The sequence below is a fragment of the Neisseria subflava genome (genome assembly GCF_024205745.1).
Classification (GTDB): domain Bacteria; phylum Pseudomonadota; class Gammaproteobacteria; order Burkholderiales; family Neisseriaceae; genus Neisseria; species Neisseria flavescens_B.
In genome coordinates, this window is the sequence record NZ_CP073117.1 from 528,367 (window position 1) to 540,821 (window position 12,455).

The following is a 12,455-nucleotide window of genomic DNA, read 5'->3' on the forward strand; positions in this document are numbered from 1 at the left end:
AAACCATGTTTTCCGCACTTGATACCCAAATGATGCAAACCGCCCTCGAGCTGGCCAAGCTTGGGCGGTTTTCTACTTCCCCCAATCCCCGCGTCGGTTGCGTGATTGCACACGGCGCCCAAATCGTCGGACAAGGTTTCCACGTCAAAGCAGGCGAGCCGCACGCTGAAGTTCATGCGTTGAGGCAGGCCGGAGCGGCGGCAAAAGGCGCAACAGCCTATGTCACGCTGGAACCTTGCAGCCATTACGGCCGCACACCGCCATGTGCCGAAGCGCTGGTTCATTCCGGCGTAACGCGCGTAGTCGCCGCTATGACCGATCCGAACCCATTGGTTGCAGGTAAAGGCTTGTCTATGTTGGAAGCCGCCGGAATCCGTACCGAAAGCGGTTTGTTAGAAGCGCAGGCGCGCGAACTCAACCGCGGTTTCCTGTCGCGTATCGAACGTGGCAGACCGTTTGTCCGCCTCAAATGCGCCGCCAGTTTGGACGGTAAAACCGCCCTTTCAGACGGCCGCAGCTTTTGGATTACCGGCGAAGCAGCACGCGAAGACGTACAAATTCTCCGTGCCGAAAGTTGCGCCGTTTTGACCGGTATCGGTACCGTACTTGCCGACAACCCGAAACTCAACGTCCGCAGCTTCTCCACCCTGCGTCAACCTGCGCGTATCGTCTTGGACAGCCGACTGCAAATCCCTTTGGACTGCCACCTCGTTACCGATACCGACAGCCCGACCGTTATCGTTACCCTTTCCTCAGACGAACAACGTTTGCAGGCTCTAAGCGCATTTGAACATGTCCGCATCATCAGGCCGTCCGAACACATTAACGGCCGCATCAATCTTTCCTCCCTCATGCCGCAACTGGCAGAGCTTGGCTTTGGCGAAGTTCTGGTAGAAGCCGGCTCAACACTTGCTTCAGCCTTCCTGAAGGATGACTTGGTGGATGAAATTGTCCTCTACCAAGCACCGAAACTGTTAGGCGCAGGCAAACCTCTTTTCTCCCTTCCTGAAAATCCGGCCGCCCTACTTTCAGACGGCCCTTGGCAAAGTCAATCGGTGGAAATCATCGGGCAGGACATTAAATGGGTTCTCCGAAAAAAATCCGTCTAATTGCCTTAGTTTAATAGCTAAACCATTTTCAATAGAATTTATATATCATTTATATAGCAATAAATGTGCTTTTTTCGTCGATATATTATAATGACTATAGCGTATTCCAATTTAAAACTTTGACTTGAGTCAACCATCCTCAAGCTGATTGTCGACAAATTTTCCTTTTTTTCATCACGAAATAATGGATTATTAAGATAAGTTAAGCCACGAAAATTTATTAAAAGTTTTTATTCTAGAAGGGTTTTAAACGGCATAAACGGTAGTTTAATTTCATGAACCATGCATTTGACAAAGCAATATCTAAATTCAAAACATGTAGTTGAATGTGACTTCTAAAAATTTAATATTCAAAAATACCGTTTCCATACCACAGAGGCCGTCTGAACGACCGTTAAACTTTTCCGATTGAGACGAATCTGATAAGTGCTTATGATTTTGTCTAATGTAATTATAAGTATGGTTTTTAAGGCTTCACACGATACGGCAGCCGGCTATGGCTATGCGGTTGCAGCAAACAACTCAGGCATCGGGAAAACACTCCCGATTTACTCATTCATTAAACGAAAGACATCATGAAAAACATTACGATACAAAAATTTGCCGATAAGACCGCAAAAATCGGCATCGTTGGCTTAGGCTATGTCGGTTTACCACTGATGTTGCGCTATGTGGATATCGGTTACCAAGTTTTGGGTTTCGACATTGACACCAACAAAGTCAACAAGCTCAACAAAGGCGAAAGCTACATTGAGCATATCCCTTCCGACAAAATTGCCGCTGCTTCCAACAGCCTGTTTGAAGCAACGACCGACTTCTCCCGTATTGGCGAAGTAGAAGCCGTCATTTTGTGCGTACCGACTCCGCTGAACAAATACCGCGAGCCGGACATGAGCTTTGTGATTGACACTACCGATGCGGTAAAACCTTACCTGCGCGCCGGTCAAGTGTTGTCTTTGGAATCCACCACCTACCCCGGCACTACCGAAGAAGAATTGCTGCCGCGCATGGAAGAAGGCGGCTTGAAAGTCGGTCAAGACGTGTTCTTGGTTTACTCTCCTGAGCGTGAAGACCCGGGTAACCCTAACTTTGAAACCCGTACCATTCCCAAAGTCATCGGCGGCCATACCCCTGCTTGTTTGGAAGTCGGCCTTGCGCTGTACCAACCTGCCATCGATAAAGTTGTTCCAGTAAGCTCTACCAAAGCTGCCGAGCTGACCAAACTTCTGGAAAACATCCACCGCGCCGTAAACATCGGCCTGGTAAACGAGATGAAAATCGTTGCCGACAAAATGGGCATCGACATTCACGAAGTCATCAATGCCGCTGCAACCAAACCATTCGGCTTCGTTGCTTATTACCCAGGCCCTGGCTTGGGCGGCCACTGTATCCCTATCGACCCGTTCTACCTGACTTGGAAAGCACGCGAATACGGCGTAAACACTCGTTTCATCGAATTGGCCGGCGAAGTAAACTCCCATATGCCTGACTACGTTATCGAAAAAGTCGGCCTGGCTTTGAATGACCACAACCGTTCTATCAAAGACAGCAAAATCTTGGTATTGGGTATCGCCTACAAGAAAAACGTGGACGATATGCGCGAAAGCCCGTCTGTGGAAGTGATGGACCGCCTGCACAAACTGGGCGCAGTGGTTTCCTACTCTGACCCACACGTTCCAGAGTTCCCGCACATCCCCGGCCACCACTACTTCGACCTGAAGAGCGAAGCGCTGACCCCTGAAACTGTCGCCCAATACGATTGCGTGGTTCTGACCACCGATCACGACAAATTCGACTATGACATGATTACCGAACATGCCAAGCTGATTGTCGATACCCGCGGCAAATTCCCAGTAAAAAATCCTAAAGTCATCAAAGCATAGTCTTGCTTCAGACGCATCCGGCTGCCTCCGGTTTCCCCGACCGGGACGGCGGCCGGTTTCCCAAGGCCATTTGTTTTTCAGACGGCCTTGGCAAACCGGCAACGGTAACAACACATACCTTACGAAAAACGCTCAGCTCGAACTTCTGGCCGTCTGAAAACAAATAATATGAACGCGAAAAAAATCCTCGGCTATGCATTGGGCCCGGTAGGAAGCGCCGCTTTCGGCCTGCTTTCCCTGCCACTCATCTCATGGTACTTCCCTGCGGAAGACATCGGCCGTATCGTACTCTTGCAGACCATTGCCGGACTGAGCATTCTGCTCTTGGGCTTGGGGCTGGATCAATCCTATATTCGCGACTATTACGCCGTTAAAGACAAGGCTGCGCTGTTCAAATCCGTTTTTTTATCGCCATTGATTCTGACTGTGGCAGTTGTGGTTTTAGCGTTACTGATAAACGCATCATGGCCGTCTGAAATCATTTTTGACATCCCCAGTGCAAATTTGGGGATTCTCTTTCTGATTTTCTTGGCCACCACGCTGATTACCCGTTTTTTAGCTCTGATTTTGCGGATGAAAGAGCAGGCATTGGCTTTTTCCGTCAGCCAGCTTGCGCCGAAATTCTTGATTTTGGTGTTGGTTTTTGCCGTGATTGCTTCCGGCTTGCCTGCCAATACCACTTCGCTGGTTTTTGCCTACACCGCAGCCCAAGTGCTGACTGTTGTACTGTTGATATATCAGCTGCGCCGAGACCTGAAAGCCGTTTCCCATGCGAAATGGTCGTCCGAGCTACATCGGGACGGCCTGCGCTACGGCCTGCCGCTGGCATTCGGCAACTTGGCCTATTGGGGCCTGACTTCGATTGACCGCTTCGTCCTCAAAGACATCTCAGGTTTGGACGAATTGGGCATTTACTCGATGGCGGTCAGCTTTGGCGCCGTCGCCCTGATTTTCCAAAGCGTGTTTTCCACTATTTGGGCGCCTTTGGTGTTCAAATGGGTAGAAGAAAAAACCAATCTGGACAAAATCGGCGACATCACGCTTTCCATGACCGTCCTCATCAGCGCAATGATTTGCCTCATCGGGATTTTCTCGCCGATGGCGACTTGGATACTGCCGGAAAAATACACGCAGGTTCAATTTATCCTGCTCTCGTGTATGCTCTTCCCCCTGTTTTACACGCTGACCGAAGTCAGCGGCATCGGTTTGAACGTCGTCCGCTCGACTTGGCTGATTACCGTCATCAACATCGTTGCCTTTATCGCCAATACCGCCCTGCTCTATCTGCTGGTACCGAAATTCGGTGCAAAAGGCGCGGCTATGGCCAGCGCAACGGCTTTTTGGCTGTTTTTCATCTTTAAAACCGAATTCTCTTCACGCCTGTGGCAACCTTTGCCGCGCCTGAAGATTTATACCAACTCAACGCTCTGCCTGATAATCTGCCTTGCCTACACTTGGCTGGGTACGCGCGACAACTACATTTGGTTTGCGCTGGCATGGGCAGTCGGACTGGGTTTCCTGTTCCTAAAATACAAACACGCACTATTTGCCGCGACCGAAAAAATCAAATCCAAATTAAACCGTTCGGCAAAATAGCCAACCTGAGATTCACGTCTCTACGATAACAACAGAACGACCATGAAAATAAAACGTCTGAACTTATACACTTACATCCTATACATCATGCTCGCAGCTTATATGCTGGGGCCAGCGCTGTCCTTTAAGGTCGGCGTGCCGCGTATCGACAACCCGCTGACCCTGATATTTGTACTGCTTGGTTTTGTCGTATTTTTTCTAGAAAGCAAGCATATTCCGCGCAAGATTTTTGCCATGCTCTGCGCCCTGACCGCCATGTGCATCTGGCCTGCCATCCACATGGGCATTACGTCGCTGACGCCGACGCAGTACATGGATATTTTGTTTTTTATGGCGGTTCCGGCTTTCTTCTACTTGTTTTACCAAGTATTGAAACGCGCCGACGACCCTTTGGGGACAATTCAGAAGTTCCTCATCGTATTTACGCTGTTTATCGCCGTACCGCCGTTTGTAGAGCTGGCCACCGGGATTCAGTTTGTGAGTGCCAGCGATGAGTTGGCTATTGACGAAGGCTCGCTCAAAGGCTTGTTCTTTAACCCGAACAACCTTGCCGCCACCGCAGTCTGCCTTGCCCCTGCCATTTTGTTTTTCTTCCAACTCCAAGGACGGAAACACAAAGAAAAACTACTGGGCTGGGGTTTGTTCCTACTGTTGGGCATGGCCATTTTCGCCAGCGTATCGCGTACCGCCATCGGCTGTTACCTGTTGATTTTTCTGGTTTATACAGCCTATCGCAAAAACGGTTTTATTACAGTCGGCGTAGCTGGTTTGCTGGCTTTGGTGTTGTCGATGATTCCGTCACGCGCGATTGCGGAATTTTTGCTGTCGCTCAACGGCAACCAGTTCTTAGAACGTTTTTCCAGCCGCGTGTACCTCTTCCTGTACGACTTGGGCAGCGACAACTCCGTGTCCTACCGTCAGGAGATTTACAACTACTTCTGGAATAATCCTCCCCTGCTGCTGACCGGCTACGGTCCTAAAAACTTCCGCGAATATTTCGGCGGCCATTTGAGCGGCAGCTTGGGCTTTGAAAACCCGCACAGCTTCATCATTGAGTTGTATTTGGGTTTCGGCATGATTTCCTTACTCGGCTTTATTGCTTTTGTGGCATTTTATTTCCTCTACATTGCCTCAAGCCGCGCAGTAACAGGCAAATCGCGCGTTTTGGCTTGGGTTGCCTTGGGTATTTTCCTGCTGGCCGGTTTTATTCCGTCCACCATTTTGCGTATGCCGTTTATTTGGCTGCCCTGCCTGCTGATTTTTATTTACAGCGTATTTGTTGCGCCCAAGCTGAAAAATATGGCCGCTTACGCATACAACGAAACACTATACGATACGAAGAAACCATCATGAAAATCATCCTGACTACCTCCATGTCCGGCCTCGGTGGCACTGAAAATGCCACTTTCCGCCTCGGCCGCCTGCTCAAACAACGCGGACACGATATCGTATTGGCCTCTTCAGACGGCCCTTTGATTCAGGAAGCGCAAGCATTGGGCATCCGTTGGCAGCCGATTGATTTTTACCAAGGCGGTCTTTTAGGTTACGTCAAAGGCATGTTTGCCTATATGAAACTGCTGAAAAAAGAGAAGCCCGATGTGATTCACTGCCAAATGGCGCGTATCGTTCCGGCCTGCGCCATTGCGGCCAAGTTTGCCTCTCCGAAAACCAAAGTGTTCTACCACGCGCGCGGCCTTGACCCGGAAACTTATCCGAAAATTGCCAAGCTTTTCGACAAGCTGGGCGTGTACATCATCGGCAACTGCAAACACGAACGCGAAAAACTTATCCGTTACGGTTTCCCTGCCAACCGCATCACCTACACTTATAACGCCCTGCACAAAGCGGATTTCGTTCCTGAAAAAACGGTCAAAGACTATGTCCAACTGGGCACGCTTTCCCGTTTGGACACCGTCCGCGCCGTGCATCTGATGTTGGATATTTTGAAGAAAATGGTTGACCGCGGTATGCCTGTACGCCTCAACGTTGCAGGTATCGGCGAAGAAATGGACAACCTCAAAGCCCAAGCCAAACGTTTGGGCATTGAAGACAAAGTCACCTTCCTCGGCGGCGTCCGCGACTTGACCGGCTACTTCAAAGAAGTCGATATTTTGGTGAACACGCCGCATTGCGTAGGCGACCACGGCGCAGGTGTCGGCAACAATATTTTGGAAGCCGGCCTTTACGACACGCCTGTCGTGACCTACAACATGGCGGGTATTTCCGAAATGGTCATCACCGGCCAAACCGGCTACTGCATTCCTTTCGGCGATGACGAAGCGTTTATCGAAGCCGTCGATACACTCATCAAGCATCCAGAGCTGCGCGGTCAAATGGGCAAAGCCCTGCACAAACACGTCGAAACTTTATGCTCCGACGACGAAATCTACCGCACCACCATGGCTGCGTACGAAATGTAAGGCCGTCTGAAACATGAACATTACCATCGTCGCCCCTTATTGCTCGCTGCCGTCCGAGCCGCATTTCAACCGCTTCTGGTATCTTGCCGAGCTGTTGTCGCAGTCGCATGACGTATTGCTGATTACCAGCAATTTCAAACACTACGACAAATCTTTCAGACGGCCCGAAGATGCCGAGGCCGCTTCACAAGGCCGTCTGAAAGTGATGTTGTTGGAAGAAAGCGGATACAGCAAAAACGTGTCTTTAGGGCGCGTGACCAGCCATCACCGCTTCGTCAAACATTTTGAAAAATGGTTGGAAAACTGCCGTCCGGGCGAACAAGACGTCGTCTTTTCCGCCTATCCGCTGATTGCCACCAACCTGCTCTTGGGCAAACACAAAGCGCGTTTGGGCTACAAGCTGATTGTCGATGTGCAGGACGTATGGCCGGAGTCCTTCTCCTCGGTCGTACCTTTTTTGAAAAAAGTACCGCACAACCTGCTGCCTTTTGCTTCACGCGCCAACCAAGCCTACCGCTACGCCGACGCGCTGGTCGCCGTATCGCAGACTTATCTCGACCGTGCCAAAGAAGCCAATCCGAACGTACCCGGCGAAGTCGTCTATATCGGCGCGGATTTTCCGAAACTCGATGCCGCGCCTGCCAAAAATTTCGGCGACGACAAAACCCGCTTTTTCTACTTGGGCACGCTCAGTTACAGCTATGACGTGGAAACCGTGTGCAAAGGCGTTCGCAAGCTGTTGGACGCCGGCGAAAACGTCGAATTGCACATCATGGGCGGCGGCCCCGATTTGGACAGGCTCAAACAATACGCCTGCGACGGCATCAAGTTTTACGGCTACATTCCTTACGCCGAAATGATGTCCGTCGCCAAAGGCTGCGATATTTCCGTCAACGCCATCCATTCTTACGCCATGCAGTCGATTACCAACAAACTCTCCGACTATATGGCTTTGCAAAAACCGATTCTGAACAGCCAGGTCAACGACGAAGTTGCCGAAGTCCTTACCCTGCTGCCGCATGCGAACTACCGTTCCGGCGATGTGGACGGTTTTGTTCAAGCCGCCAAAGATATTTTGAAGCGCAAAAACGATCCCGTTCAGTCCGAAGAAATCGTCCGCCGCTTCAAACGCGACGTTGCCTATCAAAAAATCGTCAACCTGATTGAAAGATTAGCTCATGAATAAATTTTTCAAACGCCTGTTTGACATTGTTGCCTCCGCTTCAGGGCTGATTATCCTGTCGCCTGTGTTTTTGATTTTGGTGTACCTCATCCGCAAAAACCTAGGCTCGCCCGTGTTCTTCATCCAAGAGCGGCCGGGCAAGGATGGCAAGCCGTTTAAAATGATCAAATTCCGCTCCATGCGCGATGCGATCGATAAAGACGGCAACCCACTCCCGGACAGCGAACGCCTGACCGATTTCGGCAAAAAATTACGTGCCACCAGTTTGGACGAACTTCCTGAATTATGGAATGTCTTAAAAGGCGAGATGAGTCTAGTTGGCCCTCGTCCGCTGCTGATGCACTACCTGCCGTTGTACAACGACTTCCAAAACCGCCGCCACGAAATGAAACCGGGCGTGACCGGTTGGGCGCAAGTCAATGGCCGCAACGCCATTTCATGGGATGAAAAATTCGCCCACGATGTTTGGTACATCGACAACTTCAGCTTTTGGCTGGATATCAAAATTTTGTTCCTGACGGTTAAAAAAGTCTTCGTCAAAGAAGGCATCTCAGCCGAAGGAGAAGCCACCATGCCTTATTTCACGGGTAATAAAACTGATGAAAAAAAATAACATACTGATTCTGTCGGCAGGTCGCCGTGTCGAATTGGTGCAGGACTTCCAAACCGAAGCCGCACGTTTTTCAGACGGCATCGGCGTTTTTGCTACTGACCTCAATCCCCACATGTCTTCTGCCTGCCATGTTGCCGACCGCGCTTTCAGCGTACCGCGCATCGATGCAGCCGAATACATTGACAGCATTTTCGAGCTGGCCCAACAACACGACATCGGTCTGATTGTGCCAACCATCGATACCGAGCTGCTCAAACTGGCCGAAGCACGTGATCGTTTTGAAGCTGAAGGAATACATATTGTCATTTCCGATGCAAAACTGATTACCCTGTGCCGCGACAAACGCCTGACCGCAGGCCTGTTTGCACAATACGGCATCCGTTCGCCTGAAATTTACGAACGGGACCGCCTGGTTTTCCCATGTTTTGCCAAGCCTTATGACGGCAGCCGCGCCATCGGTGCGAAAAAAATTAACACACCGGCTGATTTGACTGTCGACATTACCGAAGACCCGAAAATGATGTTCGCCCAATACATCGATATCGAGAATACTTTCTCCGAATTTACCGTCGATATGTATTACGACCGTCAAGGCCGTCTGAAATGCGCCATTCCTCGCGAACGTTTGGAAGTGCGTACCGGTGAAGTCAGCAAAGGCGCAACCCGACGCAATGCCCTGTATGAAGAGCTGGTTGAAAAAATGGCCGTATTGGAAGGCGCACGCGGCTGCATTACCGCGCAATTCTTCGTCAGCAAAACCGACAGCACGACCTACGGCGTGGAAATCAACCCGCGTTTCGGCGGCGGTTTCCCGCTGACTTACGCCGCAGGCGGCAACTATCCGGGCTGGCTGATTCAAGAATACATCGGCGGCCAAGACGTCCCTTTCTCCGACGACTGGGAAAACAATTTAATCATGCTTCGTTACGATGCTAAGGTTTTGGTAAGAGAACATGATTAAGCCGGAAGAATCCGTCATCGTCTTCGATCTTGACGATACGCTTTACTCTGAGTACGACTACAAATGCTCCGGAATACAGGCAGTTGTAGGGATAATTACGTCGCTTTACCCGCAATACGATGCCGACGTACTAAATGAAATTGCAGACAATAAAAGTAAAGACTGGCTCGATAATTTGTGTCATCATTGCAAATTAAACGAACTAGAGAAACAATCACTTTTGTGGCAATATCGACTACACAGGCCTGTTATCCGACCCTATGTCGAACCGTCTTTTTTGCGGAAGCTGATGCGCCCTTTTGCCGCACGCGCCCTGATTACAGACGGCCGCAGTCTGACACAGCGTTTGAAAATACAGGCCTTGGGTTTGACCGATTTGTTTGACGACATTTTGATTTCGGAAGCCATGCAATCGGAAAAACCCGACAATAAGCGTTTTGTCTTCCTGCAAAACAAATATCCGGCTGCAAAACGTTTCATCTACATCGGCGACAACATCAAAAAAGATTTTGTCGCACCCAACAAACTGGGTTGGCTCTCCATAGGCATCATGCCTAAGCCGCACAATATTCATCAAGCCGAGCCCGAGCAATACGGTCGTGAATACCAGCCCACCCTTTGGATAAACACCCTGGAAGAACTGACTACACTGACAACTTCCGCCACCGAAAAAGCAAATGCATAAGGGACATTTCTCCATGAAAATCTTATTTATGGGTCGTAAACAGGTTTCCGCCAACCTGCTTCATTTTTTGACCAAACAAGACCATATCGAAATCGTCGGTGTCTTGACCGACAGCCATCTGCAAGGCTCGCCGACCACGGCTACCGCACAGGAATTGGGCTTGCCCCTGTACACCTTCGATACGGCTTTGGAAGCAATGCGAGAAGGCCGTCTGAAATACGATTTGGGCTTGTCCGTCCTTTACTGGCGCAAGCTGCGTGATGAATTCCTGAGCATTCCGACTTTAGGCACGATCAACTTCCACCCTGCGCTGTTACCCGAATACAAAGGTACTGGCGGCTACAACCTGGCCATCATGGACGAGCTGAACGCATGGGGCAATACCGCCCACTACGTCGATGCTTCCATCGATACCGGTGAAATTATCGAAGTGGACCGTTTCCCTATCGAAGCTGAAACAGAAACCGCCCAATCGCTCGAACGCAAAACCATGCAGGCATTGGAAGATTTCGCACGACGCATCATCACCCGCGCCATCGAGTCGAAAACCAAATTACCGACCACGCCAAACATCGGTGGCCGCTATGTCAGCCGTGACGAAATGGAAGCCATGAAGCAAATCCGCGACGGCGATAATATCGAGAAGAAAATCCGCGCCTTCTGGTTCCCGCCTTACGACGGCGCATACGTCGAAATCAACGGTCAGAAATACACCCTGATCAACCGTCAACTGCTGGAAGAAATCGCCCCCAAAGGCTCAACCAGTCTTTTCGCAGGAAAAACAAATGCTTAACACATCACTCTCCCCATGGCCAAGCTTTACTCAAGAAGAAGCCGATGCCGTTTCCAAAGTCCTGCTGTCCAACAAAGTCAACTACTGGACAGGTACGGAATGTCGCGAATTTGAAAAAGAATTTGCTGCCTTTGTCGGCACACAATACGCCGTTGCCCTTTCCAACGGTACGTTGGCTTTGGACGTAGCCCTCAAAGCAATGGGCATCGGCCAAGGCGATGATGTGATTGTCACTTCGCGCACTTTCTTGGCTTCCGCGTCATGTATCGTGACTGCCGGTGCAAATCCAGTGTTTGCCGATGTGGATTTGAACAGCCAAAACATCAGCGCGGAAACCATCAAAGCCGCACTGACACCGAATACCAAAGCCATCATCGTCGTCCACCTCGCCGGTATGCCTGCTGAAATGGACGGCATCATGGACTTGGCAAAAGAACATGATTTGTGGGTTATCGAAGACTGCGCCCAAGCGCACGGTGCGAAATACAAAGGCAAATCCGTCGGCTCCATCGGACACGTCGGCGCATGGTCGTTCTGCCAAGACAAAATCATGACCACCGGCGGCGAAGGCGGCATGGTGACCACCAACGACAAAGAACTGTGGAGCAAAATGTGGTCGTACAAAGACCACGGCAAAAGCTATGATGCCGTGTACCACCGCGAACACGCACCCGGTTTCCGCTGGTTGCACGAAAGTTTCGGCACCAACTGGCGCATGATGGAAATGCAGGCAGTCATCGGTCGCATCCAACTCAAACGTATGCCCGAATGGACGGCACGCCGTCAAGCACACGCCGCCAAACTGGCTGAAAGCTTGGGCAAATTTGCCAGCATCCGTTTGGTCGAAGTAGCCGATTACATCGAACACGCGCAATACAAGTTCTACGTTTTTGTCAAACCCGAACACCTGAAAGACGGCTGGACGCGCGACCGCATCGTCAACGAACTGAATGCGCGCAAAGTCCCATGCTATCAAGGCAGCTGCTCCGAAGTGTATTTGGAAAAAGCCTTCGACAACACGCCTTGGCGTCCGAAAGAGCGTTTGAAAAACGCCGTCGAGTTGGGCGACACCAGCCTGATGTTCTTGGTCCACCCAACCCTGACCGATGAAGAAATTGCGTTCTGCAAAGAAAACATCGAAGCCGTATTGACTGAAGCCACGGCATAATCATTTTCAGACGGCCTGCAACTTCAGGCCGTCTGAAAAAAATA

Annotated in this window: 11 protein-coding genes; all 11 read left to right on the top strand. The window is 50.4% G+C overall.

Annotated features, from left to right (window positions below):
- Window positions 1–5 precede the first annotated feature (5 nt).
- Window positions 6–1,109: a bifunctional diaminohydroxyphosphoribosylaminopyrimidine deaminase/5-amino-6-(5-phosphoribosylamino)uracil reductase RibD gene (ribD, locus tag KCG55_RS02565; RefSeq protein WP_254323622.1), complete on the top strand. Its 1,104-nt coding sequence runs from the start codon at window positions 6–8 to the stop codon at window positions 1,107–1,109.
- Window positions 1,110–1,684: 575 nt separating this feature from the next.
- Window positions 1,685–2,992 carry a nucleotide sugar dehydrogenase gene (locus tag KCG55_RS02570; protein ID WP_128580224.1) on the top strand — a complete coding sequence of 436 codons (1,308 nt, stop codon included), beginning with the start codon at window positions 1,685–1,687 and terminating at the stop codon, window positions 2,990–2,992.
- 168 nt (window positions 2,993–3,160) lie between these two features.
- Complete coding sequence (locus KCG55_RS02575; RefSeq protein ID WP_254323305.1) at window positions 3,161–4,588, top strand: oligosaccharide flippase family protein; 1,428 nt, start codon at window positions 3,161–3,163, stop codon at window positions 4,586–4,588.
- Between the two features lie 42 nt (window positions 4,589–4,630).
- Window positions 4,631–5,941, top strand: a complete 1,311-nt coding sequence (locus tag KCG55_RS02580) for an O-antigen ligase family protein (RefSeq protein WP_254323306.1) — start codon at window positions 4,631–4,633, stop codon at window positions 5,939–5,941.
- Window positions 5,938–7,008 (top strand): glycosyltransferase family 4 protein, encoded by a 1,071-nt coding sequence (locus KCG55_RS02585; protein WP_128580227.1) that lies wholly within the window; start codon window positions 5,938–5,940, stop codon window positions 7,006–7,008. Before KCG55_RS02580 ends, KCG55_RS02585 begins: the two co-directional genes overlap by 4 nt.
- Window positions 7,009–7,021: 13 nt before the next feature.
- Window positions 7,022–8,194 carry a glycosyltransferase gene (locus KCG55_RS02590; protein WP_254323307.1) on the top strand — a complete coding sequence of 391 codons (1,173 nt, stop codon included), beginning with the start codon at window positions 7,022–7,024 and terminating at the stop codon, window positions 8,192–8,194.
- On the top strand, window positions 8,187–8,804 hold the full coding sequence (locus KCG55_RS02595) for a sugar transferase (protein WP_049333552.1): 618 nt from the start codon (window positions 8,187–8,189) through the stop codon (window positions 8,802–8,804). The genes KCG55_RS02590 and KCG55_RS02595 overlap by 8 nt, the downstream gene beginning before the upstream one ends.
- The gene (locus KCG55_RS02600) at window positions 8,791–9,765 is read left to right on the top strand and encodes an ATP-grasp domain-containing protein (RefSeq protein WP_254323308.1); all 975 of its coding nucleotides are present in this window, start codon (window positions 8,791–8,793) and stop codon (window positions 9,763–9,765) included. Before KCG55_RS02595 ends, KCG55_RS02600 begins: the two co-directional genes overlap by 14 nt.
- Window positions 9,758–10,450 carry an HAD family hydrolase gene (locus tag KCG55_RS02605; protein WP_254323309.1) on the top strand — a complete coding sequence of 231 codons (693 nt, stop codon included), beginning with the start codon at window positions 9,758–9,760 and terminating at the stop codon, window positions 10,448–10,450. Before KCG55_RS02600 ends, KCG55_RS02605 begins: the two co-directional genes overlap by 8 nt.
- A 13-nt stretch (window positions 10,451–10,463) precedes the next feature.
- A complete protein-coding gene (locus KCG55_RS02610) occupies window positions 10,464–11,243 on the top strand; it encodes a formyltransferase family protein (protein WP_254323310.1) in 780 nt (259 codons plus the stop codon).
- On the top strand, window positions 11,236–12,411 hold the full coding sequence (locus KCG55_RS02615; RefSeq protein ID WP_254323311.1) for a DegT/DnrJ/EryC1/StrS family aminotransferase: 1,176 nt from the start codon (window positions 11,236–11,238) through the stop codon (window positions 12,409–12,411). Before KCG55_RS02610 ends, KCG55_RS02615 begins: the two co-directional genes overlap by 8 nt.
- The last annotated feature ends 44 nt before the right edge of the window (window positions 12,412–12,455 follow it).

What these genes read in the sequence shown, in the direction of transcription:
- ribD (WP_254323622.1), top strand. Translation starts at nt 6, where the DNA reads ATGTTTTCCGCACTTGATACCCAAATGATGCAAACCGCCCTCGAGCTG.
- KCG55_RS02570 (WP_128580224.1), top strand. Translation starts at nt 1,685, where the DNA reads ATGAAAAACATTACGATACAAAAATTTGCCGATAAGACCGCAAAAATC.
- KCG55_RS02575 (WP_254323305.1), top strand. Translation starts at nt 3,161, where the DNA reads ATGAACGCGAAAAAAATCCTCGGCTATGCATTGGGCCCGGTAGGAAGC.
- KCG55_RS02580 (WP_254323306.1), top strand. Translation starts at nt 4,631, where the DNA reads ATGAAAATAAAACGTCTGAACTTATACACTTACATCCTATACATCATG.
- KCG55_RS02585 (WP_128580227.1), top strand. Translation starts at nt 5,938, where the DNA reads ATGAAAATCATCCTGACTACCTCCATGTCCGGCCTCGGTGGCACTGAA.
- KCG55_RS02590 (WP_254323307.1), top strand. Translation starts at nt 7,022, where the DNA reads ATGAACATTACCATCGTCGCCCCTTATTGCTCGCTGCCGTCCGAGCCG.
- KCG55_RS02595 (WP_049333552.1), top strand. Translation starts at nt 8,187, where the DNA reads ATGAATAAATTTTTCAAACGCCTGTTTGACATTGTTGCCTCCGCTTCA.
- KCG55_RS02600 (WP_254323308.1), top strand. Translation starts at nt 8,791, where the DNA reads ATGAAAAAAAATAACATACTGATTCTGTCGGCAGGTCGCCGTGTCGAA.
- KCG55_RS02605 (WP_254323309.1), top strand. Translation starts at nt 9,758, where the DNA reads ATGATTAAGCCGGAAGAATCCGTCATCGTCTTCGATCTTGACGATACG.
- KCG55_RS02610 (WP_254323310.1), top strand. Translation starts at nt 10,464, where the DNA reads ATGAAAATCTTATTTATGGGTCGTAAACAGGTTTCCGCCAACCTGCTT.
- KCG55_RS02615 (WP_254323311.1), top strand. Translation starts at nt 11,236, where the DNA reads ATGCTTAACACATCACTCTCCCCATGGCCAAGCTTTACTCAAGAAGAA.